Here is a 24,059-nt window from a genome sequence, read left to right as displayed (position 1 = left end):
TTTTCCCCTCAGCGTTTGAGCATTTTTAAGGCAACATCGCAGTAAATTTTGCTGCCTGCCACGAATTCATCGATGGGGATAAATTCATCAGGTTTATGCGCGACGGCCAGCGAACCGGGGCCGATGATGATGCCTTTAGTGCCCAGACTGCGAAAATGCACCAGATCGCATCCCCCCTGAAAACCGAACGGGCCGGGTTCTGGATTGCCCTGGGCGGCGCAGGCTTCAACGCCCGCCCGCACAATCGGATCGTCAGAATCGGTTTCGGTCGCACCGCCGGTGGTGGGTTTGTAGGTGATGATTTCGCTGCGCACACCGAATTTTTCCTGCGCCAGTTGCAGTAAATCCTGAATTTCCTGTTTCACGGCGTTTTCGTCTTCGCCCGGCACCATACGCCGGTCGAGCAATAATTCGCAGGCGCCCGGCAGCACGTTATCGGCATGTCCGCCGCTAATGCGCGTGACCGTCAGGCTGGCGTTACCGACCAGCGGATGGCAGCGACAACGCACGGTATGTTCATGCGTTTCTTCCACCAGACCGAGCAGTTGCGCGGCACGGAAAATAGCGTTCTCGCCCAGCTCCGGTGTGCCGGAATGCGCGGTGACGCCATGAACGCGAACCAGCGGACGTAAACTGCCTTTGTGCGCCGAGTATGTGGTGTTGGACGTCGGTTCGCCGATCACCACGTAATCGATATGCGCCGGGGCTTCGCGCACATAAAACTTCGCGCCTTCGCTGGCGACTTCTTCGTCGGCGACAAAAATCGCCATCAGCGTGCCGCGCCAGTCATTGCGGTTGGCCGCGAGCCAGCGCATGGCTTCGATCATGGCGATCAGCGGGCCTTTAGCGTCGCAGGCTCCGCGGCCATACAACCGCCCGTCGCGTTCGGTGAGGGTGAATGGATCCTGCTGCCAGCCTTCACCGGCCGGTACGACGTCGATGTGGGTATTAAAGGCAAAGCACGGGCCGCTGCCGTTTTCCAGCCTGCCAATCACGTTGGTGCGTCCCGGTGCGTACTCGCTGAGCGTCAGGTCGAAGCCGATGTCGCTGAGCATGGCGCTGATAAGCTCTGCGGCCTCGCGTTCACGTCCCGGCGGGTTTTCGGTATTGATCGCCACCAGTGCGGCAAGATCGCGTTTCATTCTGCTGATATCGGGCGATGAAAGACTCATCGGTGTCTCCTGAAAAACAGTTTTGTGGCAAAAGTCAGGCCCCTGGTGAGGGCGCAATAGGTGTTTTGAGAGTGCTGAAAAGGATCAATGTAAGATTTGATCTAAGAAACGTTGCGCCCGCAGGCTGACATCGCCGCCAAAGAATTTTTCGCCGGTCGCGTTTTCGATGATTTCGCCGTTTTCCATAAAGACGATGTGATTGGCTGCACGTTTCGCGAAGCCCATTTCATGCGTGACCACAATGCTGGTCATGCCTTCGGCGCTGAGATCGGCCATCACGTCGAGCACTTCGCGGATCATTTCCGGGTCGAGCGCCGAAGTCGGCTCGTCAAACAGCATCAGTTTGGGTTTCATCGCCAGTGCACGGGCAATGGCGACACGTTGCTGCTGGCCGCCGGAAAGCTCATCCGGGAACGAATCGGCTTTATCAGGAATTCGTACTTTGCCGAGCAGTTCCAGTGCCTGCGCCTCGGCTTCACTGCGGCTGACGCCCAGCACGGTCATCGGCGCGAGCATGATGTTTTCGGCCGCCGTCAGATGGGAAAACAGTTCGTAGTTCTGGAACACCATGCCGATGTCACGGCGTAATTTATGCGGCTCGATACTGGCGTGGGTGATGTCCTGATTGCGAAAGAAGATCGACCCCCCCTGGATCGGCTCCAGCAAATTGATGCAGCGCAGCAGGGTAGATTTGCCTGAACCTGACGGACCAATCAGCACCACGGTTTCGCCCTGAACCACATTCAGTGAACAGTTTTTAAGCACGTGTTGTGCGCCAAAATGTTTATCGACGCCGATGATTTCCAGAACCGGTTTGGATTGACTCACGGACTTCTCCTCAGTTTGGCGTGCTGCTGCGCAGCAGGCGTTCAGTCAGTGACAGCGCGGGTTTCTTGCGCTTTTTCGGATCAAGCGAACGTTCCAGCCAGGCCTGTCCGACCATGAATACGGAAGTCAGCACCAGGTAGTAAATACCTGCGGCGCACAGTGCTTCGAAATATCGGAAGCTGGCGCTGGCGGTCTGATTGGCGATAAGCAGCAGTTCCTGCACGGCAATCACCGACACCAGTGCGCTCGACTTCAGCATGCTGATCATCTGATTGCCCATCGGCGGCAACACGATGCGCGCGGCCTGTGGCAACACAATCTTGCGCATGATCTGGCTCTGAGTCATGCCGAGCGCCATCCCCGCCGTTCGCTGCCCGCTGCGTACGGCCTGTAAGCCGGAGCGTAAAATCTCCGCCATATACGCCCCTTCATTTAAGGACAGCGCCATCACCGCACAGGTGAAAGCGGAGAAGCGCAGGCCGAAGGTTGGCAGGACGTTGTAAACGAAAATAATCTGGAACAGCACCGGTGTGCCGCGAAATAACCAGAGATAGAAGAAGGCCAGAACGGATCCCGCCCGGAAGCGGGATTCCTGCAGCAGGGCCAGCACCAGCCCCGCAATAATGCCAAAGAACAACGAGCACACCGTTAACAACAAGGTCATTAATGCGCCCTGAAAGAACGCCGGTGAGAACAGGTATTGCCAAACAAGATCAAGTGACATGAACTTTCCTCAACGTCAGGGCAACGCTTTACTTAACATCACGGTTTCAGAAAATGGACACCGAAGCCGGGAACTGCCATTTGCTGATGATTTTTTGATAAGTTCCGTCTTTCACCACGTCCTGAAGGCCTTTTTCCAGCAGCGATTTCATTTCGGTATCGCCTTTACGCACGGCAAAACCGATGTGCGTGTCTGCTTCAAACTCAGCGCCGACGGCTTCGAAGGTATCGCCTTTTTCACTCAGCAGCGCCACAGCACCCGGCGTTGACAGGAATTCTGCATCAGCACGTTTTTGTGCCACTGCGACGGCGGAATCCGTGGCAGCCGGGAAGGTCAGCACGGTCAGCGCCGGTTTTTTCGCATCCAGACATTTTTGGTTGTCTGCACGCGCCTGACTTTCTTCAATGCCGCCCAGCGTCACGGCGATGTTTTTGCCGCACAGGGACAAATCTCGACCGGTGATTTTTTCCGGATTGCCTTTCGCCACAATGACGCGGCTGCCGATTTTCAGGTACGGCACAAAATCCACCTGCTCAGAACGGGTCGGGTTGATGTACATCGCTGAGTTGATGATATCGAGACGTTTGCCCTGCAACGCGGGGATCAGTCCTTTGAACTCCATCGACATCGGTTCCGGTGTCAGCGCCAGTTTTTTCGACAGGGCGGTGATGAGATCGATATCGAAACCGGTCAGCTTGCCATCTTTAGTAAATTCAAACGGCATGAACGTGGCGGCGGTGCCATACGTCAGATGACCTTTACTGACCAGAACTGGCGCAGCAGCCTGGCTGAACAACGGGGCACTCAGGCAAATAGCGGCCAGAGAGACGGCGGCATATCGACGCAAAAAAGCTTTTTTTGACATGACAGACTCCAGTTTCCCATGAGCAGGATTGCTCTTTGTGTCTCATTAAATACAATTAAATTTGTGAGTCAAGGCTCTTTTTTGGTGCATTAATTGCACGATTTGGGGGCTTTGTAACCAGACTTCACCATCCTCAAGGCTTGTGATATTGTACAAACCTAAACAACAAATACTTTCAGGTGCTGCTATTCCATGACCCAAACTACGACAGCCAGCGGAAGGCGTCTGGCAAACCAAATCCTTGACCTGATACGTGAAGCAAAATTTGAGCCAGGTCATCATCTCAGGGAGCAACAACTGGCTGATATGCTCGGTGTGTCGCGTACGCCGGTGCGTACTGCCCTGAAATTACTGTGTGAATTAGGCATTATCGAAGCGCGGCGCAATCAGGGTTTTTTCCTGCTGAAAGCCTTCGATGAACTTCAGCGCATCAGCATTGATATCCCCGCCAGTAATGATCAGGATTTATACGAGCAACTGGTGAAAGACCGTATCGCCGGAAAGTTGCCGGATTCCCTGACGCAGACGGAAATCGCCCAGCGCTATGACGTCGATCGTGGCGTGCTGGCGCGCACGTTGCTGCGTCTGGCGGAAGACGGGTTGATCGCCCGCAACAAGGGGCATGGCTGGTCATTCTTACCGACCCTGAATACCGATGTAGCGCTGAGTAACGGCTACGGATTCCGTCTGATGATTGAGCCGGGCGCGCTCATGGCGGCAGGTTTTCACGCCGATAAAAGCGCGCTGCGCCGCCTGCGGATGCAGCATATTTATCTGATTACGCATCCGGATATTCTGGCCGTTGATGGCCGTCAGATTTTCGAAACGGACGCCACCTTTCATGAAATGCTGGCGGAGTTCAGCGGCAATATTTTTGTATTACAGGCAATTCAGCAGCAAAACCGGCTGCGCCGCCTGCTGGAGTTCGGCAGTTACACCAATAAACAGCGTGTGCGCGAATGGTGCGAGGAACATGTCGCCATCATCGACGCCGTGCTGGAAGGGCGGATGGAAGCGGCGGCGGACATGATGCGCAGCCACCTGCAATCGGCTTATCAGATGGTGCTTAACAAAGTCAGCAAAGTGGGGTGATCCGCTGTTTTTGTCTTACATAAACCAGAGGAAAAAGTGATGGATTTTGGTATTCAGGGCCGCGTGGCGCTGGTCAGTGGCGCAGGCGGCGGTTTAGGCCGTGCGATGGCCATTGCCCTGGCAGGCGAAGGCGTTCAGGTGGCGGTTTGCGGGCGAACGCTGAGTGCGTTGCAGGAAACTGTCAGCATGATTGAAAAACAGGGCGGTACCGCGCAGGCGTGGGTGCTGGATCTGACAGCACCGGAAAGCTTTGATGATGTGCTGATGCAAATCCGCCGCACATTCGGACCGGTGGGTATTCTGATAAACAACTCAGGCGGGCCACCGCCGACGAAGGCCGCTGGCGTCGCGCCGGATGCGTGGCAATCTCAGTTCTCCACGATGGTGAGTTCGCTTATTCAACTGACCGATAAAGTGCTGCCGGATATGCACAATGCGGGCTGGGGGCGGATTATTACCAGCACGTCGTCGGGCGTGATCGCGCCAATTGCCAACCTCGGCATGTCGAATACTTTACGCATGGCGCTGGTCGGCTGGTCGAAAACGCTGGCCTCCGAAGTGGCGGGTGACGGCATCACGGTTAACGTGATGGTGCCGGGGCGTATTTCCACGCAGCGTCTGGGTCAGCTCGATGCCGCACGCGCCGGGCGGGAAGGGACATCGGTCGAAGAGGTCGCGGCAAAAAGTGCCGCCAGCATTCCGGCAAAACGCTACGGTAAAACGGAAGAGTATGGCGCTGTGGCGGCGTTTCTTGCCAGCCAGCAGGCGTCATATGTAACCGGTTCGGTGATCCGCGTCGATGGCGGCATGATCCCGTCAATATAAACGCGACGTCAGGACGTGATGCTGCGAATCTGTTTCGTGGCATCGCTGTTATTAACCCTGCTAATTTATAAGGGTGACCTATAAGAATGCATGATATTGGTGCATCCTTCTTTATCAGCGCAGTGAATTCCCTCTGAGATTCCCCGCGCCCTCCGTTTCCCACACGTCACGCGTAATAGTTTTCTCTTATATTTTGCGGTATTAGCCTCTGAAGCAGGCGTTTTTAATCTGCATGCCGGAGATTGGCGTAAATCTTGCTTTTATCAGTCACGCTAATCGTTTGCGTAGATAACTTACCTTCATAACAACAGTCCAGGGTTATCCCTTTTCGCGCAAAATGGAGACAGAGATGAATCTCAGACGTCTGAAATACTTTGTGAAAATCGTCGATATTGGCAGCCTGACACAGGCCGCTGATGTTCTGCATATCGCCCAACCGGCATTAAGCCAGCAACTGGCGACACTGGAAGGGGAATTGCAGCAACAATTGCTGATTCGCACCAAGCGCGGCGTCACTCCTACCGAAGCAGGTAATATTCTTTATTCCCACGCCCAGGCCATTTTGCGCCAGTGCGACCAAATCCACAGTGCCGTGAATAACGCCGGACAATCGCTCAGCGGACAGGTTTCTGTCGGCCTTGCGCCGGGCACTGCCGCCTCCGGGCTGGCGCTGCCGTTGCTACAGGCTGTCCGCAAGCAGCACCCGGGCATTCTGCTGTATCTCAACGAGAATTTCGGCACTGCGCTGGGCGATTTAGTGCTCAACGGGCGTATGGACATGGCGGTCTTTTATGGCACCAGCGTGGCCTCAGGGTTGAGCAGTCAGCCGCTGATGAAAGAAGATTTGTATCTGGTCGGCGCGCATTCTGTGCCGAATCCGGGTAAATATGTCGAACTGGCTGAGGTGGCAAAACTAAACCTGTTCATGCCGCGTTCCCACAATGTCACCCGCCGTCTGGTGGATGATGCGATGGCGTTGCGCCGTTTAAGTGCCAATATCATTGGTGAAATTGAATCTTCCGCCACGCTGACTGCCGCCGTTGCCAGCGGTCTGGGGGCGACTATTTTGCCTGAATCCGCTGCCCGCACCATGACGGGTCCGGCTAAAGCCTGGATGTCATGCATCAGCAGTCCGGCGATTCAGGTTCCGCTTTCGCTGTGTGTTTGTGAAACGCTGGCGTTATCGCAGGAAGCCATGGCGGTGAAGAAGATCCTGCTGTCTCTGGTTTTCGAACAGACGGCTCCGGTGGCAGAGCCGATGTTAGTGGCGAGTTAAGCGGGGCGTTAACGTTCAGCCAACCAGGGCAAGGTAAAAAAATCCCCGGCGTATAGATTTTGCCGGGGAAGAGGTGAATGCGCTTATTTAGACGCCGGACTGTAGTTGTCAACAAAGCCAGCGATTCTCTTACCGATAAGGGTGAGAAGTGGCCCGGCAAATACCCCGCCCAAACCGGCAATGACCAGTAACCGGTCATCGTTGGCATTGCGTGACAGAACGAAAATACTCAACAGCATTCCGCTGAAGCAGGAAACAACAATCTGCAACAGGCATGCCCTGATTTCATCCAGGATGGGTTTCTGCTGCCTGAGCATGATATAGCGAACAATCCCGCCCCACGCCGCCATTCCAATGACGCAAAGTACAATACGGTGATCCATCAGGAGGATGTCCCGGATATGTGTTGCCTCGATCATAGTGATGCCCTCAGAAGTAAAAATGAATTCTCAATAAAACTAATGCGGCTAAATTATCACCAGATACGAGGGGGCTAAAATCACAAGACAACACATTTCAGTGTGAGGTTTTCAGGCTGACATCACCGGGCAATTAAAAAATATAAAAGGCTTTGCATTTCAGGTGGTGTGACGACACCTTCCCCTGTGTGAAGAGGAAGGTGTAAAACACGACATCGTGACTGAGCCGGAGGGGTCACTCTGATGTCAGCACGGACATTTTCCCATTTTCCCGCCTTCGCTCGGGAACCTCGCTTCAAGGCATCGCCGGTGGAATTCGCGTTCGGTCATCGGCGTCATTTCCGGGTGTCTGACCTTCATGTGCCGGACATAATTCTGATAATCCTGCACGCCGACCATCAGGCGAAAACTCTGAGCAGTGCGTTTTATCGCCAGTTTCAGCCAGCCGGTCACATTGTGTGGTTTGGGCTGCACGGTGAACAACGGCTGACAGCGGATGACGTGTAACGCCGCAGGGCGCGCGGTTTTAAATAATGCTCTTGAATCAGACATGGCGGGCCTCGCGACGTTGTACAACAGCCGTTTCATGCACTGTCGGTGTGCTCGATTGCAGCGCGCGACGGATAACGAAGAACGCTGAAATCAGCATGGTGACCGCCACCAGCATAAAGAATCCACACAGGATGGCGTTGATCTGATTGTTCAGCACGATGGTTTGCATGTCCGCCAGCGTTTTGGCCGGTTTAATGATTTCGCCGCTGTCGATCCCGGCAGAGAATTTCTTCGCCTGCGCCAGGAATCCAATCGACGGTTTTTCGTGGAAAATCTTCTGCCAGCCCGCAGTCATCGAGGTGATAAACAGCCAGATAGTCGGCAAAATCGTGACCCATGCGTAGCGCTGTTTCTTCATTTTGAACAGCACCACGGTGCCCAGAATCAACGCCATCGAGGCCAGCATCTGATTACCAATACCAAACAGTGGCCACAGAGTATTAATGCCGCCCAGCGGATCGACGACACCCTGATAAACGAAGAAGCCCCAGCCCGCAACCGCGACGGTGGTACCGGCGAAAGTGCCGATCCACGAACGGTTATTCGCCAGCGAAGGGACGGCGACCCCCACCAGATCCTGCACCATAAAGCGGCAGGCGCGGGTACCGGCATCCACTGCGGTCAGAATAAATAAGGCTTCGAACAGGATAGCGAAGTGATACCAGAAGGCCATCATCGCGCGGCTGTTGAACACATCGGTGATGATGTGTGCCATCCCGACAGCGAAGGTTGGTGCGCCACCGGCGCGGGAAAGGATTGACTGTTCGCCGACATCTTTGGCTATTTGCGTAAGAATGTCTGGCGTGATGACAAAGCCCCAGCCGTTAATCACCTGTGAAGCGCTCTCTGCCGTGGTGCCGATCAGCGCCGCCGGAGAGTTCATCGCAAAATACACCCCCGGGTCGATAACCGACGCACAAATCAGCGCCATGATTGCCACGAACGACTCCATCAGCATCGCGCCGTAGCCGATAAAGCGGATATGGCTTTCGCGCTCAATCAGCTTCGGCGTTGTGCCGCTCGAGACCAGCGCATGGAAACCGGAAATCGACCCGCAGGCGATAGTGATAAACAGGAACGGGAACAGGCTGCCGGAGAATACCGGGCCGCTGCCGTCAATAAAGCGCGAAACCGCTGGCATTTTCATCTCTGGCATAGCAAAGACGATACCGACCGCCAGCCCGACAATGACGCCTATTTTCAGGAACGTTGAGAGATAATCGCGCGGTGCCAGCAGCAGCCAGACCGGCAATACCGAGGCAATAAACCCATAGATCACCAGCACCCAGGTCAGCGTGGTGCCGTGCAGGGTAAAGAACGGTCCCCAGTAAGGATCCGCCGCGACGTTGCCGCCGTAAACGATGGCGAGCATCATCAGCACGAAGCCAATCACCGACACTTCTGCAATTTTCCCCGGACGCAGAAAACGCATATAGATGCCCATAAACAGGGCAATGGGAATGGTCGCGGCAATGGTGAACAGACCCCACGGGCTATCGGCCAGCGCTTTGACGACCACTAACGCCAGCGCGGAAAGAATGATAATCATCACGCCCAGCGCGCCGAGCATGGTGATCACGCCCGCGAAACTGCCCAGTTCCTGCTTTGCCATTTCGCCCAGTGAACGGCCGTCACGACGGGTGGAGATGAACAGGATCAGGAAGTCTTGCACCGCACCGGCGAGCATCACGCCGACCAGGATCCAGATCGTGCCCGGCAGGAAACCCATTTGCGCAGCCAGTATCGGGCCGACCAGCGGACCCGCGCCTGCGATGGCGGCAAAGTGGTGGCCGAACAAAACCCATTTATTGGTCGGCACATAATCCAGCCCGTCGTTACGACGCTCGGCAGGTGTCATGCGTTTGTCATCGAGTTCGAAGACTTTTTCTGCGATAAACAGGCTGTAGAAACGGTAGGCAATGCTGTAACAGGCAACGGCAGCGACCACCAGCCACAGGGCGTTAACATGTTCGCCCCGGCTCAGGGCCAGCATTCCAAAGGCAAAAGCCCCGATTAACGCCACCACCAGCCAGGTTATCCCGGACTTGACGCTTTTCATGATGTACAACTCCTTATGAGTGGTCCGGTGATAGCCAGCCACTTTTTATGTAGAGAGTGTGATGTAGAGAGGTAAAGGTCGCATGGCCGAATGCGGTTGCGACTTTGTTGAATTACTGTTTAAAAATAATGTGTTTATACAGAAAAGTATGAAGTTAAAGATGAATTTGTGATGGGGCTGACGCTTTGCGCAGAGAAGACTGGTCGGATGACAATAAAGTTGTGGCGGGTAAGTAAAAAAGCAAAAAAAACCGGCCACGGGGGCCGGTTCTCCTGTCTGGTCAGTCAATTATTCAGCGGTTACTGGTTTTTCCTGACCCGGTTTGTGGTCACGCATCTGTTCCATTTTGGCCGCGCGGTTCTGGTAGTTCTCATTGAACTGTTTTTTCTGCTCTGGTGTCAGCAGGTTATACATTTTGTTCTCTGCGCGGGCACGGTCGAGCATACGATCAGACTGTGCTTTGGTAATGGTATCAATCTGCGATTTCACCTTGGCTTCATCGAAGCTGTCGGAAGCCACCAGGTTGTGCATCTGATCCATCTGGGCTTTCATCGCTGCGCGGTCAGGGCGCGCGCCGCTGTCTTTCATGATTTCTTTCATCTGCGTTTTCTGCTGCTCAGTCAGGTTCAGCGCCGCAAACGGGTTCATATGTTGCGGTCCTTTATGATGCAGCATTTTGCCGTGCGTCGCGGTCGCGGCGTCAGTGGCCGGCGTGGCTGCGGTTTCAGCAGCAAATGCGAAAGAAGCAGAGCTCAAAGCCAGAGTTGAAGCCACAATCATTGCGGTAAGTTTACGCATAATTAAATTCCTCATTGGAGATTCAGGCAATTCGCCCGTTTTGTTTCGACGAAAACAAGTCTACGCAATCCAATGAATAGTAATGCGGTGTGGATGTAAAAGAGTGAAAGGCGTGATGTTACTTTTCCAGCGATCGTGGAGAAAGTGTTTAGAAAGCGTAAGGTTGCGCGAACAGGTGTGAAGGGAAGCTCAGATAAATCTGAGTAATGCGATGAATTAACACATTACCATGGCGAATGTTTCGCCGCCATACCTCCCGGGTAAACATTGATTGCTGTTGATGAACAGTTTACTCCGGGGAAAAGCGCAAAATCAGGCATAATAGTTATCATTTGATTAACACTTCCTATAACAGTGCTGATGAATTATGACTCAATCCCGTTATGAAACGCTGGCGCGTACGTTGCGCAGACAAATTGATACGCAGGTCTGGTTGCCGGGCGACCGGCTGCCTTCCTTACGTGATACCTGCAAACAGTCTGGCCTGAGTCTGATGACGGTTTTGCAGGCCTATCAGTTGCTGGAAAGTCAGGGGGTGATTGTCGCGCGTCCGCAGTCCGGTTATTACGTGGCAGCGGGTATACAGCGGCCGGTGCGCCCATCTCCCGACGGGTATTTGCATGCTGCAGAGCAGGTGGACGTCAATGACGCCATTTTCGACATTCTCAAAGCCGGGCAAGATCCCGCCGTGGTGCCACTCGGTTCTGCGTTTCCTGATCCGACACTTTTTCCGCAGCCACGTCTGGCGCGTTCCCTGGCCAGCGCGGTGCGCCGGATGTCCCCGCACAGCGCCATTGCGAATCTGCCACCGGGTAATGAAGAACTGCGCCGCAGCATTGCACAGCGCTATGCACAAAATGGTATTGAAGTCGCGCCCGATGAAATCGTCATTACGTCGGGTGCGATGGAGTCGCTCGGGTTAAGTTTGCAGGTGGTGACAGAGCCGGGTGACTGGGTTGCTATCGAATCGCCAGCTTTTTACGGCGTATTGCAGGCGATTGAACGGCGCAAATTAAAAGCCATCGCCATTCCGACTGACGTGCGTTACGGCATGGATCCCGATGCGCTGGAACAGGCGCTGAAACTTTATCCGATCAAAGCCTGCTGGCTGATGTCGAGTTTTCAGAACCCGCTCGGATGCAGTTTGCCGCCGGAGAAAAAGGCACGGCTGGTGAGTATTTTGCAGGCACATAAAGTGGCTCTGATCGAGGACGACGTATACAGCGAACTGTATTTTGGCAGCGAACGAACGGTGCCGCTGAAGGCGTCAGATTATCGCAGCGACATTCTGCATTGCTCATCGTTTTCGAAATCCCTCGCGCCGGGCTTTCGCGTGGGCTGGGTGGCGGCGGGGGCTTATGCTGAACGTATTCAGCGCCTGCAACTGATGAGCACGTTATCGGCCAGCGTGCCGGTTCAGCTGGCGTTAGCCGATTATCTGCAAAAGGGGGCGCAGCAGGGAGGTTACGATACCCATCTGCGACGCTTACGGCGCGTACTCGAACAACGGCAGATGGCGATGCGTCATGCGATTCTGGCGGAGTTTCCGGCGCAGGTGTCGGTGACGCAACCTGCAGGCGGCTATTTTCTGTGGCTGGATCTGGGTGACAATGTGGATGCGGCGCGGGTCTATCAGCGCGCGCTGACAAAAGGCGTCAGCGTCGCGCCCGGCACCATGTTTTCTGCCGACAAGCGCTTCAGCCATTGCATCCGTATCAATACCTCTTTCGAATGGGGGCCGCACACCGCGCGCGCCATCTCCATTCTGGCGGCGCTGGTGGCGGAAGAGATTAAAGGTTGAGAATGTTGTTCACAGATCCTGCTCTCGCAGCGTCTTGCCCACATTTCCGCCCGGATGCACTTTCAGCAGGCTTTGCTGATCGAAACCGTTGCGCAGCATGATATTGCCGCACAATGCATCGAACACCGCCAGCACCAGCACGACAGACGTGGTGGCCAGCATATTGAGCGGGTCGATTTCCCGCCGGATATGCGTTTTCACCACCAGCGTGGCGGCGCGGGCAATCGCCGAATCCAGATTCTCCGTCACACTGATGATTGCCACACCTTTGGCTTTCAGCGTCGGTAACAGGCGCGTCAGCTCTTCAGAATTGCCGCCGCGGGAAATCAGGATCATCAGGTCGTTGCTGCGCATAAATCCCAGGTCACCGTGGGCGGCATCGGTGGCGCTCAGATACACCGCCGGTTGCTCGACGCACGCCAGCATGTGGGCTATTTTCCGCGCGGCAATGCCCGACGTGCCGACGCCGGTGACGGCAATTTTGCCCGTACAGCCGGTGACCAGCGTCAGTAACTGCTGCCATATATCAGCATCGAGATGATGCTGTAACGCCAGTAATTCCTGACTGTAGGTCTGCCAGCCCTGACACGCCAGGGTAAATTCTTCATCCGCATTCATTGGGTTTCCCCCTGCATCAGGCGGCGGTATTTCATGCTGTCGTGGTACATCTCATGAAATACGCGGTATTTACGGTCGTAATACTCTTTAATTTTGTTGGTTTGCGGTGTCACGGTTTTGCCGATGCGGCTCATGGCGGCCATCGCTTCTGGCAAAGAGTCGTAGGCGCCCGCCGCGACGGTGCCCATCATGGCACTGCCGAGCAGCATCGCTTCGCTTTCTTCCGGCAATAACATCGCGCAGCCTGTGGCGTTGGAATGCTCCTGAACAAACACCGGATTTTTGGTGCCGCCGCCGCTTGCCATCATGGTATCAATGCGATATCCGCTCTGATTCATGGTCTCGATAATGTGGCGGGTGCCCAGCGCCAGCGCCTGAATGGTGGCCAGATAATGCAGCGCCATGTCTTCCGGCGTACGCGAGAGTTTCAGGCCGGTCAGCGTACCGGTCAGCGTCGGGTTAGCGCGCGGTGAACGGTTGCCGTGGAAATAGGGCAGCATATGAATGTCTTTGGTCAGGAAGGCAATATTCTCCGGTTCACCGGCCATTTTTCGCAAAATGCCGTTGAGCACTTCATAGATGGTTTTGCCGCTGTCTTTGCCCTGTTTCAGTAAATCCTGATAACACGGATGCGACTGAATCACATGGTCAATCAGCGCCCCGGTAGTGGATTGTCCACCTTCGTTCAGCCAGTAATCAGGCAGAATGGCCGAATAGTATGGCCCCCAGATACCGCCGATATAGCGTGCGCTGCGGGACATCGCCATATGTGCCGTGGACGTGCCACCAATCAGCGCAATGCGGTTGTCGAAATCGGCCGATTCACCGGAGGCGCCGCTGGCACCGAGAATACCGAGGCTGCCTGCGTGGGCATCGATAATGGAAACGCTGACGGCGGTACCGGCCATCAGCCCCATTTCTGCAGCGGCACGCTGGGTCAGACCGTGTCCGAGCGGTTCACCCATGGTTTTCACTTCGCTGCCGATTTTCGCCGCGTTGTTTTCCAGTAAATCTTCCAGTCCGATCTGACGGAAATAGCTGGGATCCCAGCGGTCTTCATGGCCGATATACGTCCATTTACAGACGGTAGAACACAGCGAACGGGTGGTGTCCTGCGTGGCGCGCCAGGTCAGAAAATCCGGCAGGTCGAACAGGTGGCCGACGTTGTTCCAGGTGGTGGGCATATGCTGTTTCAGCCACAGCAATTTTGGCGTCTGCATTTCCGGCGAAATAATCCCGCCGACGAATTCCAGCACGCGGTGACCTGTGGCGTTGATGCGCTCGGCCTGAGTAATGGCGCGGTGATCCATCCAGACAATAATGTTTTGCTCGCTGCGCCCGGACGGGCTGACGGTCAGCGGCTTGCCTTCTTTATCCAGCACTACCAGCGAACAGGTGGCGTCGAAACCGATACCTTTCACCTGAATCGGGTTGATGTCCGCCTGATTGACCGCGTCTTTCACGGCATTGCAAACGGACTGCCAGATCTCATCAGAAGATTGCTCAACGAAATCGGCTTTCGGGCGGTACAACGTAATCTCACGGCTGGCCTGGCCGACCATGCGGCCGGTCATGTCGAAGACGCCCGCGCGGGCGCTGCCGGTTCCTACGTCTACTCCAATAAAATAACTCGCCATGTTCTTTCCCTTCGGTAAAAAGCTTTCGCTTAAGATTTTCTGTTTTGCAGAGCGATAAACAGGATCAGGACGCCGCCCCACAGAGCCATTGTCAGGTAACTGCTGACGCCCATCAGGTTCAGGCCGCTTTCCAGCATTTGCAGGACGATCAGCGCCAGTACCAGTCCGATGACCCGCCCGAAGCCGCCGTCGGGGTTAATTCCGCCGAGCACGGAGGCCAGAATGGTTACCAGCAAATACGAGTCACCGTAGCCTGCTTTTGCCGAGTTAAATTTGGACATCATCAGCAGTGCCGCGCCCCAGCCGAGCAGGGCGGAAAGCACATACACTGCGATGGTCACTTTGTGCGTATTGACGCCACTGAAGCGCGTGGCCTGTTCGTTGGAACCCATCAGATACAAACTGCGGCCAAGCGTGGTGTGTTCGAGTAAAACCCACAACAACAGCGCCACCAGCAGGAAAAGCAGCAGGGCGACGGGAATGCCCAGCAGACTGCCATTGCTCAGATACTGTATCGCCGCCGGGAAGCCGGAAATCACCGCGCCGTTGGTCAGCAGAATATTCAGCCCGGCGATAAGTGTCATGGTGCCGAGCGTTGCCAGAATCGGTGAGACACCGATATACGCAATCAGCGCGCCGTTAAGTACGCCAATGACAACCGCAACAGCCAGACCGGCGAGCATCGCCAGCACGAAATATTGCGGCTGATCCGGATGTGCCACCAGAATGGCCGCCATGACCAGCGAACAGGCATTGGCACCGGCAATGACCGAAAGGTTGATACCGCCGGTGAGCATGGTGATGCCCATCCCCAGCGCCAGCATGCCCAGAATCGGCAACTGCGAAGAGATCGACTGGAAATTACCGACGCTGTAGAAACTGCCGCCCAGCGTGAATGAGAACAACACGGCAACGGCGACGATGATCAGCAACTGCAAACGGATGATGCGGTCGCCGGGGAAGAATCGGTTTAAGGTTGTCATGTCACATCCCCTTTGCCAGTTTGCGTTTTTCATTCCACGCGGTGCTGCTGATGCTGACCAGAATGATCACGCCGCTGAAAACCTGATGCCAGTAAGACGAAATGCTCAGCAAGGTCAGGCCGTTTTGCAGGAAGGCCAGCAGCATCACACCGAGAATGGTGCCGGTGAGCGAGCCGCGTCCGCCGGTCATGCTGGTGCCGCCTAAGACCACCGCCGCCAGTACCGTCAGCTCATAACCGAGCAGTGAGTTAGGTGCCACCGACTGCGTAATTTGTGCCTGCACCACGGCGGCGATACCCGCCAGCAATCCCATAAAACCGTAGACGTAAAAATGTAGCCGCAGGATGTTCAGACCGAGACGCGACGCGGCGTCACGGTTGCTGCCCATCGCGTAAATCTGACGTCCCACGCGGGTGCGGTTCATCAGCACGCCGGTGGCGATAATCACGCCCAGCAGGCTGAGCAGCGGCAGCGTCAGGCCATAGTCATAGCCATCGGCAGCGGTAAAAGAGAACCAGTTAATGCCGTTCATAAACCAGTCAGGGAAACCGTACAGCCAGGTGCCGTTGGTCAGATACACCAGCAAACCGTAGAACAGGTTCAGCGTGGCAATGGTGATAATAATGGCCGGAACGCGCAGCCAGTAAACCAGAAAACCGTTCACCAGCCCGAGTAACAAACCGGTACCCATCGACATGGCAAACGCCAGCGGAAAGCTGCCGCCATGATGAATGATGTAACTCGCCATCACGTACTGACCGATGGAGGTGACGGCCGGGAAGGAGATGTCGATGCCACCGGCGATCAGCACCACAAACAGGCCACAGGCCAGAATACCGAGAATGGCGTAACTGGTGGCGACATCGGTCAGGTTGCCGAGCGTCATAAATTCACTGGTGCTGACACTCAGGCCAATCACCAGCAGCAGAACCAGTAATCCCAGCCAGAATTCGTGCTGAGAAAACAGTTTCGAGAGAGATTTATTATCCATTGATCGCCTCCGCAATTTGCGCTTCGCTGCTCTGGTGTGGGGCGAATTCCGCCACCAGTTCGCCTTTGCGCATCACCAGCACGCGGTGACTGTTGTAATAAGCTTCCGGGATTTCATCGCAAATCATCAGCACCGCCATGCCGGACTCCGCCAGATCACGTGCGATGCGATAAATCCCTTCTTTGTTGGCGATATCGACACCCACCGTGGGGGAGTCGAGGATCAGGATATGTGGTTGCGTCGCCACCCATTTGGCGATAGCGATACGCTGCGCATTGCCGCCGGACAGGGTTTTCACTGGCAGGCCGCTGTCCGACACTTTAATGTTCAGATCACGGATCAGGTCTTTCACCACTGACGCCGCTTTGCGGTGATCCATCAGCCCTGCGCGGGTGTGCAACTTGTCGAAAATCGACACCAGCGTGTTGTCGTAAATGGATTGCTCCATGATCAACCCTTGTGTCAGACGGTCTTCCGACACATAAGCAATACCGTGGCGGATAGCATCGCGGTTGCTGCGGAATTTTACCGCATTGCCGTTAACGCGGATTTCCCCGCTGTCCGGCTGGCTCATGCCAAACAGGCTCAGACACAGCTCCGTTCGCCCTGAACCGAGCAGACCGATAATCGAGGTGATCTCGCCCTGACGCAGCGACAGCGAAATATCCTGATACTGACCTTTGCGGCTCAGGCGGCGGACTTCCAGCAGCGGCGTCACGTCTGCGGGCGCACGGTGCGGCAGATGACTGTAGGTAAAACGCTGTCCGGTCATCAGGAAGGCCAGCTCATTGCTGTCGAGTTCGCTGGCCGGATAGGTGCCGACCAGTTTGCCGTCACGCATCACGCTGATACGGTCAGCGACTTCCATCACTTCATCAAGACGGTGGCTGACAAATACCACGCAAATACCGGCGGCTTTCAGCTCATTCACCACCCGCAGCAGACCGTTTACTTCGGTGCGGGTCAGTGAGGCGGTTGGTTCATCCATGATAACCAGACTGGCGTCAGCGGCGATTGCGCGGCATATTGCCACTAACTGACGGTCTGCGATCGACAGCTTTTCGACTTTACGATCCGGATCCAGAGAGACGCCGACGCGTTGCATCGCCGCGACCGCTTTTTTGCGCATTGCCTCGCGATGTACCCAGAAATCGCCGCCCGGTAAATAACGGTGAATAGCGATATTTTCAGCCACCGATAAATTCGGGAATAAAGATAAATCCTGATAAATAACCTGAATGCCGTAATAAGAAGAAAGTTGTGGCGTCAGGGTATGAAATAATTTCCCGTCGAGGGTAATCGCCGCCCCTTTTTCCGGCTGATAGACCCCGGAAATGACTTTAATAATGGTGCTCTTGCCGCAGCCATTCTGACCCGCGAGGCAATGCACTTCGCCTTTATTCAGCGTCAGGCTGACATTATCCAGCGCTAATACGCCGGGGAATTTTTTACTGATTTTTTCGAGGCTGATAAAGGCCTCAGCAGGGGCAGGGGACGTGCGCGAACTGGACGACGGAGTGAGAGTATTCATCACATTATCCTTACAACATACCCTTCATACTTCGCGCTGTGGATGCGTTGACTGCACTCGCTCACCCGAATCACTTACTTATGTAAGCTCATCGGGATTCACTCATTTGCCGCCTTCCCACAACTCGAATTATTTAGGGTATAAGTTTTCAATGTCTGATTAGAAATTCAGATACGGCACAGCAAACATCGCCGTATCTGTTTCTATTTGCCTGGTGTGGCGCTGGAGATAAATTTATCTCCGGTAAATATCCGGTAAATAAAAGCATTAAAAAGTTAAATCAGAAGCCAAGTGATTTCGCATTCTCTGGTGTGACTTCCAGAATTTTATTAAAGCGGATCACATGCTTATCCATATCCACATCAGCTTTGCCCAGCCCGTCAATGCTCAGATCTTTAGTCACTTCTTTACCCTGCAACATCTGGTCAGCAACGGTGACTAAGGCGTAACCGGCATCTTTCGGATCCCACAACAGCACTTTCTTAATATCGCCACGCATCAGATAGGGCGCGGCCTGAGCTGGCATAGCGATACCGACAACGGCAATTTTATTTTTCGCACGTTTCTGCTGAACGGCCTGACCGGCACCGATCGGGCCGAGCGAACCGAAACCGATAATCCCTTTCAGGTCAGGGTAGGTTTTCATTAAATCGAGCGTCGTGGAGTAAGACTTATCGATGTTTTCTGCGACCGGCAGGCGTGAAGTGACTTCATGCATGTCCGGGTATTTTTCTTTCTGATATTTAATGGCGGCATCAGCCCATGCGTTATGCAATGGCACGGTCAGGGAACCGACATAAATCGCATAACCGCCTTTGCCGCCCATATCTTTCGCCAGCTCGTCCATATTGGCTTCGGCATATTTCTGGCTGTCGATGGTTTCGATATCCCACTGACCAATCTGCTGATCGGGAGATTCATGCGTTAACACCACGATGCCCTGATCACGGGCTTTTTTCAGCACCGGCTCCAGCACTTTGGCGTCGTTCGGTACCACGATAATGGCGTCGACTTTTTTGGCGATCAAATCTTCAATCACTTTGACCTGCTGTGCCGGATCCGGCGTGGATGCGCCTACCTGATAGGCGTTGACATCCAGCTTCTGCGCGGCTTCTTTTACGCCGACTTCCATGCGGGTGAACCAGGGAATACCGGTGACTTTAGCGACGACGGCAATGTCATAGGGTTTGGCGGCGAACGACGGTGTTGTGAATAACATGCATGCTGAAACCACACATGCACTGACTAATGCGAGGTTAAATTTCATGTCTGTACCTTTCTTATGAGGTTCTGTTTTGGTGTAGGGAACGGGTGGTGGTTATTTATTCCACATTCAGAGATTAACTTAAGGGGAAAGCTGTTTTCGCGTGGTCGTGAACGGAATGTGATCAAAGCCCTAAAATGTTAAATTAAGTGGTTTTATATGTAAAAATTAAGTTAATTAAAAATATAAAAACCATCATAGCCTGGGATTTGATAAATGTTACCGATAACAATTAAACAAAAAAATACCTAATATTTAACAATTAAGAAACATTAGAAAGTAATAACGGTCTTTTTCCTGAAAGAAAGACCGCGTGGTTTTTTTTATTTGCACAGACTGTGAGCAGCGTCACGGGACGCGGGTGCGCCAAAATCGTGCGCTGTTGCACCTTTATCTGGCATTGCTCTGCATTGAAGCGCGGGTGATCCGCGCCGGATCACAATCCTGCATAAAACATTCCACCCGAAATCAAAATATTTCCCTGCATACTCATTCTTGTGCCCTCGTTGCTGCAAAAGGGGATTTTTTCTTTTATTCATTTTTTATGCAATTAAAGTGAATAACAGGCGATATTAAGTGGTTGTTTTTTCTCGATGTCATTTTTTTTATTCACTTTTTTCCTTTGCTGGCATGAAGACTGCAATCTATGATGAGACTGAGTGAAATTATTTGTTAACTTTTAAATAACAAATTAGTAACTGCCATTTCTCGCCAGCGCGATTGCCCGCTAAATGTGCAAAAACATCGGAACCCGGTGCACTTCCTGTCTGTATGGGGGACGGGGGTGTGCACCCTGAAATCAGCGAAAAAGAGGTTTATATGGAACACCAACAGCAACCACAAAACGTCAGCCGCCAGAACTTTGATGACTGGATGGTGCCGGTTTATGCCCCGGCGGCGTTTATTCCTGTGCGTGGCGAAGGATCCTGGCTGTGGGATCAGACGGGTAAAGATTATGTCGATTTCGCAGGCGGAATTGCCGTGAATGCCCTGGGACATGCGCATGCGGAAATTCGTAAAACCCTGCATGAACAGGCGGATAAAGTCTGGCATCTGGGCAACGGTTACACCAACGAACCGGTGCTGCGTCTGGCGAAGCAACTGATCGACGCCACCTTTGCGGACAAAGTGTTTTTCTGTAACTCCGGCGCGGAAGCCAACGAAGCGGCGCTGAAACTGGCCAGGTTGTACGGTAATAAATCCGGCGGCGAAAAGAATGAAATCATCGCCTTCAAAAACGCGTTTCATGGCCGCACGCTGTTTACGGTGACGACCGGCGGTCAGCCGAAATATTCAGAAGATTTTGCGCCTTTACCGCAGGCGATTACCCATCTGCCGTTTAACGATCTGGCCGCCGTTGCCAGCCAGATTTCTTCCCGCACCTGTGCCGTGATTGTCGAACCGATCCAGGGCGAAGGCGGTGTGGTACCGGCAGAGGCCGGTTTCCTGCAAGGTCTGCGTGAGCTGTGTGACAAACATCAGGCTGTGCTGATTTTCGATGAAGTACAGACCGGCGTCGGGCGTACCGGCGAGCTGTATGCGTATCAGCATTACGGCGTGGTGCCGGACATTCTGACCAGCGCCAAAGCGCTGGGCGGCGGTTTCCCGATTGGCGCGATGCTGACCACTGACCGCTATGCTGCGTTATTCCAGCCGGGCACGCACGGCACCACTTACGGCGGTAACCCGCTGGCGACGGCGGTGGCGGGCAAAGTCTTTGAGCTGATTAACACGCCGGAGGTGTTGTCCGGTGTGCAAAAGCGTCATCAGTGGTTTGCCGATGGTCTGAAACGCATCAATGACCGTTATAAGGTGTTCAGCGAAGTGCGCGGGCAGGGGCTGCTGATCGGCGCTGTGATGAGTGAACGGTATAAAGATCAGGCCAAACAGCTGAACACGCTGGCGGCAGAAGAAGGACTGATCGCCCTGATTGCCGGGCCAAATGTACTGCGCTTTGCGCCATCACTGATTATTCCGGGCGCGGATATTGAAGAAGGGCTGAACCGCCTTGAGCGGGCTGTCGCGCGCCTGTGCGTGTGATTCTTTGGGTTAAATGAGGTAGCGCATCATGATGTTGATTCGACCTGTGCGGCCCGGCGATCTCGCCGATATCCTGCAGTTGTCAGGCAAAACCGGCATCGGTTTAACGTCTTTGCCCAAGGATGAAGCGCATTTACGCGGGCGCATTGAGCGCTCAGTGGCGACCTGGGAAGGTCGCCTGGAAAAAGGCGAACAGGGCTATCTGTTCGTGCTCGAAGACACCGAACAGCAGAAAGTGGTGGGCGTCAGCGCCATTGAAGTGGCGGTCGGGCTGAGTGAGCCGTGGTACAACTTCCGCCTCGGCACGCTGGTGCACGCCTCCAAAAGCCTGAATATTTATAAGCCGGTGCCGACGCTGTTTCTGAGTAACGATCACACCGGTTATACCGAACTTTGCACGCTGTTCCTCGATCCGGACTGCCGTCACGGCAAAAACGGGCAGCTGTTGTCGAAGGTCCGTTTCCTGTTTCTGGCGGCATTTCGTGAGTATTTCTCCCGCAAGGTAATTGCGGAGATGCGCGGCATGTCTGACGACAGCGGCCATTCCCCGTTCTGGGACAGTGTCGGGCGTCATTTTTTTGGTATGGAATTCGCCGAAGCTGACCGTCTGACCGGCATGGGACAGAAATCCTTTATTGCCGAACTGATGCCAAAGCATCCTTTATATACCGAATTGCTCAGCCATGAGGCCCGTGAAGTGATCGGCGAAGTGCATCCGCAAACCGCCCCGGCGCGTGCCGTACTTGAAGGTGAAGGGCTGCGTTACGAAGGTTATGTGGATATCTTCGATGCCGGTCCGACGCTCGAAGGTGAAATCGATCAGTTACGCGCCGTCAAAGAAAGCCGTCTGTTGCCGGTGCGGCTGGCGGAACACCGCAGCGGTCGTGATGAGCCGCTGTACCTGGTGGCCAACGAGCAATATCAGCATTTCCGCGCCCTGCTGGTGCCGGGTGGAGATTCAGCAGATTCGCTGACGCTTAATTCCCGCGAGGCTGACATGCTTGGCCTGCGCGAGGGCGATACCCTGCGCGCCGTGGCGCTTTTCCCCGGCGATAAACCGGCTCCTGCAACCCCTATTCTCAAAAAGGAAAGTCTCGCATGATGCAACCTGCACTTTTTATTCAGGGCCAGTGGCGCAGCGGACAAGGCGCGCAACTGAACAAAACCAATCCGGCAGATAATACGTTGTTGTGGTCGGCACTGAGCGCCAATGCGGAAGATGTCGATGCTGCCTGTACAGCCGCCCGCACGGCATTTCCCGCCTGGGCACGTAAAACCGTGGCCGAACGCGCCGAAGTGATTCAACGTTTTGCGGATTTACTGACGGAACATAAAGCACGGCTGGCGGAAATTATCAGTCTGGAAACCAGCAAACCACGCTGGGAGACGCTGACCGAGATTCAGGCGATGATCGGCAAGGTGTCGATTTCACTGGAAGCCAACCAGCAACGCACTGGCGAGAAACACACCGCCATGCCCGACGGTGAAGCCGTGCTGCGCCACCGGCCGCATGGCGTGCTGGCGGTTTTTGGTCCGTATAATTTCCCCGGACATCTGCCGAACGGCCATATCGTTCCGGCCTTGCTGGCGGGCAACACGCTGGTCTTCAAACCGAGCGAACTGACGCCCAAAACTGCCGAGGAAACGGTGAAATTGTGGCAACAGGCCGGGCTGCCGGAAGGTGTGCTGAATCTGGTACAAGGCGGTCGTTCGACCGGTGAGGCGCTGGCGGCCTGCGGCAATATCGACGGTCTGCTATTTACCGGCAGCGCGGGCACCGGCTATCAGTTGCACCGCCAGCTCGCCGGTCAGCCTGAAAAAATTCTGGCGCTGGAAATGGGCGGCAACAACGCGCTGATTGTCGAGCCGGTAGAAGATATTGATGCAGCGGTTAATCTGACTATTCAGTCGGCGTTTATTTCTGCCGGACAGCGTTGTACCTGTGCACGCCGTCTGCTGGTGAAAGAGGGCGCGGCAGGTGATGCATTTATCGCGCGTTTGCTCGATGTCACCATGCAACTGCGCGTGGGCGGCTGGAACGATGATCCGCAGCCGTTTATGGGCGGTGTGATTTCTGACGTGGCGGCACGCAATATGCTCAAAGCACAGGACGAACTGCTGGCGCTGGGCGGTAAACCTCTGCTGTTGCTGACGCGCCCGGATCCGCTCAATACCCTGCTGACGCCGGGGATTATCGATCTGACCGGTGTGGCGGGCATTCCCGATGAAGAATACTTCGGCCCGTTGCTGAGCATTTACCGTTACAGCGATTTCGACAATGCCGTCGCCCTCGCCAATCAGACCCGTTTCGGGCTGGCCACCGGGCTTATCTCTGCTGAGCGCTCTCAGTTTGAGCAGCTATTATTGGAAGCAAGGGCGGGCATTGTGAACTGGAACAAACCGCTGACTGGCGCATCGAGCAACGCGCCTTTTGGTGGCATCGGTGCTTCAGGCAATCACCGTCCAAGTGCTTATTATGCGGCGGATTATTGTGCCTGGCCGATGGCCTCGCTGGAAACAGACAAGCTGGAACTCCCTGCGACGCTGTCGCCTGGTATTGATTTCCGTACAACCTGAGGAGACA

22 protein-coding genes are annotated in these 24,059 nt (G+C 54.6%); 8 read left to right on the top strand and 14 right to left on the bottom strand.

Annotated features, from left to right (window positions below):
- Nucleotides 1–8: 8 nt before the first annotated feature.
- From LC431_RS06360 to LC431_RS06345, 4 genes are all read right to left on the bottom strand, one after another.
- Nucleotides 9–1,172 (bottom strand): M20 family metallopeptidase, encoded by a 1,164-nt coding sequence (locus tag LC431_RS06360; RefSeq protein ID WP_112151789.1) that lies wholly within the window; start codon nucleotides 1,170–1,172, stop codon nucleotides 9–11.
- Between the two features lie 84 nt (nucleotides 1,173–1,256).
- On the bottom strand, nucleotides 1,257–2,000 hold the full coding sequence (locus LC431_RS06355) for an amino acid ABC transporter ATP-binding protein (protein ID WP_013574988.1): 744 nt from the start codon (nucleotides 1,998–2,000) through the stop codon (nucleotides 1,257–1,259).
- Between the two features lie 10 nt (nucleotides 2,001–2,010).
- Nucleotides 2,011–2,724, bottom strand: coding sequence for an amino acid ABC transporter permease (locus tag LC431_RS06350; RefSeq protein ID WP_013574989.1), 714 nt, complete (start codon nucleotides 2,722–2,724; stop codon nucleotides 2,011–2,013).
- A 46-nt stretch (nucleotides 2,725–2,770) separates the two neighbouring features.
- Nucleotides 2,771–3,589, bottom strand: a complete 819-nt coding sequence (locus LC431_RS06345) for an ABC transporter substrate-binding protein (RefSeq protein ID WP_013574990.1) — start codon at nucleotides 3,587–3,589, stop codon at nucleotides 2,771–2,773.
- Between the two features lie 192 nt (nucleotides 3,590–3,781).
- Between LC431_RS06345 and LC431_RS06340 the strand changes: the two genes are divergently transcribed.
- The 3 genes from LC431_RS06340 to nac all read left to right on the top strand — a co-directional run bounded on the left by LC431_RS06340 (nucleotide 3,782) and on the right by nac (nucleotide 6,782).
- Entirely contained in the window at nucleotides 3,782–4,681 is a 900-nt protein-coding gene (locus tag LC431_RS06340) for a GntR family transcriptional regulator (protein WP_013574991.1), read from the top strand.
- Nucleotides 4,682–4,720: 39 nt separating this feature from the next.
- Nucleotides 4,721–5,506 carry an SDR family oxidoreductase gene (locus tag LC431_RS06335; protein WP_223509481.1) on the top strand — a complete coding sequence of 262 codons (786 nt, stop codon included), beginning with the start codon at nucleotides 4,721–4,723 and terminating at the stop codon, nucleotides 5,504–5,506.
- A 349-nt stretch (nucleotides 5,507–5,855) separates the two neighbouring features.
- Complete coding sequence (nac, locus tag LC431_RS06330; protein WP_013574993.1) at nucleotides 5,856–6,782, top strand: nitrogen assimilation transcriptional regulator NAC; 927 nt, start codon at nucleotides 5,856–5,858, stop codon at nucleotides 6,780–6,782.
- Nucleotides 6,783–6,865: 83 nt separating this feature from the next.
- Here nac and LC431_RS06325 read toward each other — a convergent pair whose 3' ends face one another.
- The 4 genes from LC431_RS06325 to spy all read right to left on the bottom strand — a co-directional run bounded on the left by LC431_RS06325 (nucleotide 6,866) and on the right by spy (nucleotide 10,610).
- A complete protein-coding gene (locus tag LC431_RS06325) occupies nucleotides 6,866–7,201 on the bottom strand; it encodes a phage holin family protein (RefSeq protein WP_015689658.1) in 336 nt (111 codons plus the stop codon).
- A 246-nt stretch (nucleotides 7,202–7,447) separates the two neighbouring features.
- Complete coding sequence (locus LC431_RS06320; protein WP_013574995.1) at nucleotides 7,448–7,753, bottom strand: YbdD/YjiX family protein; 306 nt, start codon at nucleotides 7,751–7,753, stop codon at nucleotides 7,448–7,450.
- Nucleotides 7,746–9,812 (bottom strand): carbon starvation CstA family protein, encoded by a 2,067-nt coding sequence (locus tag LC431_RS06315; protein WP_013574996.1) that lies wholly within the window; start codon nucleotides 9,810–9,812, stop codon nucleotides 7,746–7,748. The genes LC431_RS06320 and LC431_RS06315 overlap by 8 nt, the downstream gene beginning before the upstream one ends.
- A 288-nt stretch (nucleotides 9,813–10,100) precedes the next feature.
- Nucleotides 10,101–10,610, bottom strand: coding sequence for an ATP-independent periplasmic protein-refolding chaperone Spy (gene spy / locus LC431_RS06310; protein WP_013574997.1), 510 nt, complete (start codon nucleotides 10,608–10,610; stop codon nucleotides 10,101–10,103).
- 367 nt (nucleotides 10,611–10,977) lie between these two features.
- On the opposite strand from spy, the gene LC431_RS06305 reads away from it, so the two are divergent.
- Complete coding sequence (locus LC431_RS06305; RefSeq protein ID WP_153375015.1) at nucleotides 10,978–12,411, top strand: PLP-dependent aminotransferase family protein; 1,434 nt, start codon at nucleotides 10,978–10,980, stop codon at nucleotides 12,409–12,411.
- A gap of 9 nt (nucleotides 12,412–12,420) precedes the next feature.
- Here LC431_RS06305 and LC431_RS06300 read toward each other — a convergent pair whose 3' ends face one another.
- The 6 genes from LC431_RS06300 to LC431_RS06275 all read right to left on the bottom strand — a co-directional run bounded on the left by LC431_RS06300 (nucleotide 12,421) and on the right by LC431_RS06275 (nucleotide 19,438).
- Nucleotides 12,421–13,029, bottom strand: a complete 609-nt coding sequence (locus LC431_RS06300; protein ID WP_013574999.1) for an SIS domain-containing protein — start codon at nucleotides 13,027–13,029, stop codon at nucleotides 12,421–12,423.
- Nucleotides 13,026–14,666 carry an FGGY-family carbohydrate kinase gene (locus LC431_RS06295; RefSeq protein ID WP_013575000.1) on the bottom strand — a complete coding sequence of 547 codons (1,641 nt, stop codon included), beginning with the start codon at nucleotides 14,664–14,666 and terminating at the stop codon, nucleotides 13,026–13,028. The genes LC431_RS06300 and LC431_RS06295 overlap by 4 nt, the downstream gene beginning before the upstream one ends.
- Before the next feature lie 29 nt (nucleotides 14,667–14,695).
- Entirely contained in the window at nucleotides 14,696–15,649 is a 954-nt protein-coding gene (locus LC431_RS06290; RefSeq protein WP_013575001.1) for an ABC transporter permease, read from the bottom strand.
- 1 nt (nucleotide 15,650) lies between these two features.
- Complete coding sequence (locus LC431_RS06285; protein ID WP_013575002.1) at nucleotides 15,651–16,640, bottom strand: ABC transporter permease; 990 nt, start codon at nucleotides 16,638–16,640, stop codon at nucleotides 15,651–15,653.
- The gene (locus tag LC431_RS06280) at nucleotides 16,633–18,171 is read right to left on the bottom strand and encodes a sugar ABC transporter ATP-binding protein (RefSeq protein ID WP_013575003.1); all 1,539 of its coding nucleotides are present in this window, start codon (nucleotides 18,169–18,171) and stop codon (nucleotides 16,633–16,635) included. Before LC431_RS06280 ends, LC431_RS06285 begins: the two co-directional genes overlap by 8 nt.
- A gap of 280 nt (nucleotides 18,172–18,451) precedes the next feature.
- Nucleotides 18,452–19,438, bottom strand: a complete 987-nt coding sequence (locus LC431_RS06275) for an autoinducer 2 ABC transporter substrate-binding protein (RefSeq protein ID WP_013575004.1) — start codon at nucleotides 19,436–19,438, stop codon at nucleotides 18,452–18,454.
- Nucleotides 19,439–19,796: 358 nt separating this feature from the next.
- Here LC431_RS06275 and LC431_RS06270 point away from each other — a divergent pair, with 358 nt between their 5' ends.
- From LC431_RS06270 to astD, 4 genes are all read left to right on the top strand, one after another.
- A complete protein-coding gene (locus LC431_RS06270) occupies nucleotides 19,797–19,994 on the top strand; it encodes a hypothetical protein (RefSeq protein ID WP_126124174.1) in 198 nt (65 codons plus the stop codon).
- Between the two features lie 260 nt (nucleotides 19,995–20,254).
- The gene (locus LC431_RS06265; RefSeq protein ID WP_119262228.1) at nucleotides 20,255–21,475 is read left to right on the top strand and encodes an aspartate aminotransferase family protein; all 1,221 of its coding nucleotides are present in this window, start codon (nucleotides 20,255–20,257) and stop codon (nucleotides 21,473–21,475) included.
- A gap of 28 nt (nucleotides 21,476–21,503) precedes the next feature.
- On the top strand, nucleotides 21,504–22,577 hold the full coding sequence (astA, locus tag LC431_RS06260) for an arginine N-succinyltransferase (RefSeq protein ID WP_013575006.1): 1,074 nt from the start codon (nucleotides 21,504–21,506) through the stop codon (nucleotides 22,575–22,577).
- On the top strand, nucleotides 22,574–24,052 hold the full coding sequence (astD, locus tag LC431_RS06255) for a succinylglutamate-semialdehyde dehydrogenase (protein WP_013575007.1): 1,479 nt from the start codon (nucleotides 22,574–22,576) through the stop codon (nucleotides 24,050–24,052). Before astA ends, astD begins: the two co-directional genes overlap by 4 nt.
- Nucleotides 24,053–24,059: the final 7 nt, after the last annotated feature.

This window comes from Rahnella sp. GSA61A, assembly GCF_019969905.1.
In the GTDB taxonomy this organism is placed as follows: Bacteria; Pseudomonadota; Gammaproteobacteria; order Enterobacterales; family Enterobacteriaceae; genus Rahnella; species Rahnella aceris.
Note: the sequence above shows the minus strand (reverse complement) of the source record. Positions and strands in the feature narration are given on the sequence as shown.

Coding starts and splice junctions, on each gene's coding strand:
- LC431_RS06360 (WP_112151789.1), bottom strand. CDS start 1,172: ATGAGTCTTTCATCGCCCGATATCAGCAGAATGAAACGCGATCTTGCC.
- LC431_RS06350 (WP_013574989.1), bottom strand. CDS start 2,724: ATGTCACTTGATCTTGTTTGGCAATACCTGTTCTCACCGGCGTTCTTT.
- LC431_RS06345 (WP_013574990.1), bottom strand. CDS start 3,589: ATGTCAAAAAAAGCTTTTTTGCGTCGATATGCCGCCGTCTCTCTGGCC.
- LC431_RS06340 (WP_013574991.1), top strand. CDS start 3,782: ATGACCCAAACTACGACAGCCAGCGGAAGGCGTCTGGCAAACCAAATC.
- LC431_RS06335 (WP_223509481.1), top strand. CDS start 4,721: ATGGATTTTGGTATTCAGGGCCGCGTGGCGCTGGTCAGTGGCGCAGGC.
- nac (WP_013574993.1), top strand. CDS start 5,856: ATGAATCTCAGACGTCTGAAATACTTTGTGAAAATCGTCGATATTGGC.
- LC431_RS06325 (WP_015689658.1), bottom strand. CDS start 7,201: ATGATCGAGGCAACACATATCCGGGACATCCTCCTGATGGATCACCGT.
- LC431_RS06320 (WP_013574995.1), bottom strand. CDS start 7,753: ATGTCTGATTCAAGAGCATTATTTAAAACCGCGCGCCCTGCGGCGTTA.
- LC431_RS06315 (WP_013574996.1), bottom strand. CDS start 9,812: ATGAAAAGCGTCAAGTCCGGGATAACCTGGCTGGTGGTGGCGTTAATC.
- spy (WP_013574997.1), bottom strand. CDS start 10,610: ATGCGTAAACTTACCGCAATGATTGTGGCTTCAACTCTGGCTTTGAGC.
- LC431_RS06305 (WP_153375015.1), top strand. CDS start 10,978: ATGACTCAATCCCGTTATGAAACGCTGGCGCGTACGTTGCGCAGACAA.
- LC431_RS06300 (WP_013574999.1), bottom strand. CDS start 13,029: ATGAATGCGGATGAAGAATTTACCCTGGCGTGTCAGGGCTGGCAGACC.
- LC431_RS06295 (WP_013575000.1), bottom strand. CDS start 14,666: ATGGCGAGTTATTTTATTGGAGTAGACGTAGGAACCGGCAGCGCCCGC.
- LC431_RS06290 (WP_013575001.1), bottom strand. CDS start 15,649: ATGACAACCTTAAACCGATTCTTCCCCGGCGACCGCATCATCCGTTTG.
- LC431_RS06285 (WP_013575002.1), bottom strand. CDS start 16,640: ATGGATAATAAATCTCTCTCGAAACTGTTTTCTCAGCACGAATTCTGG.
- LC431_RS06280 (WP_013575003.1), bottom strand. CDS start 18,171: ATGAATACTCTCACTCCGTCGTCCAGTTCGCGCACGTCCCCTGCCCCT.
- LC431_RS06275 (WP_013575004.1), bottom strand. CDS start 19,438: ATGAAATTTAACCTCGCATTAGTCAGTGCATGTGTGGTTTCAGCATGC.
- LC431_RS06265 (WP_119262228.1), top strand. CDS start 20,255: ATGGAACACCAACAGCAACCACAAAACGTCAGCCGCCAGAACTTTGAT.
- astA (WP_013575006.1), top strand. CDS start 21,504: ATGATGTTGATTCGACCTGTGCGGCCCGGCGATCTCGCCGATATCCTG.
- astD (WP_013575007.1), top strand. CDS start 22,574: ATGATGCAACCTGCACTTTTTATTCAGGGCCAGTGGCGCAGCGGACAA.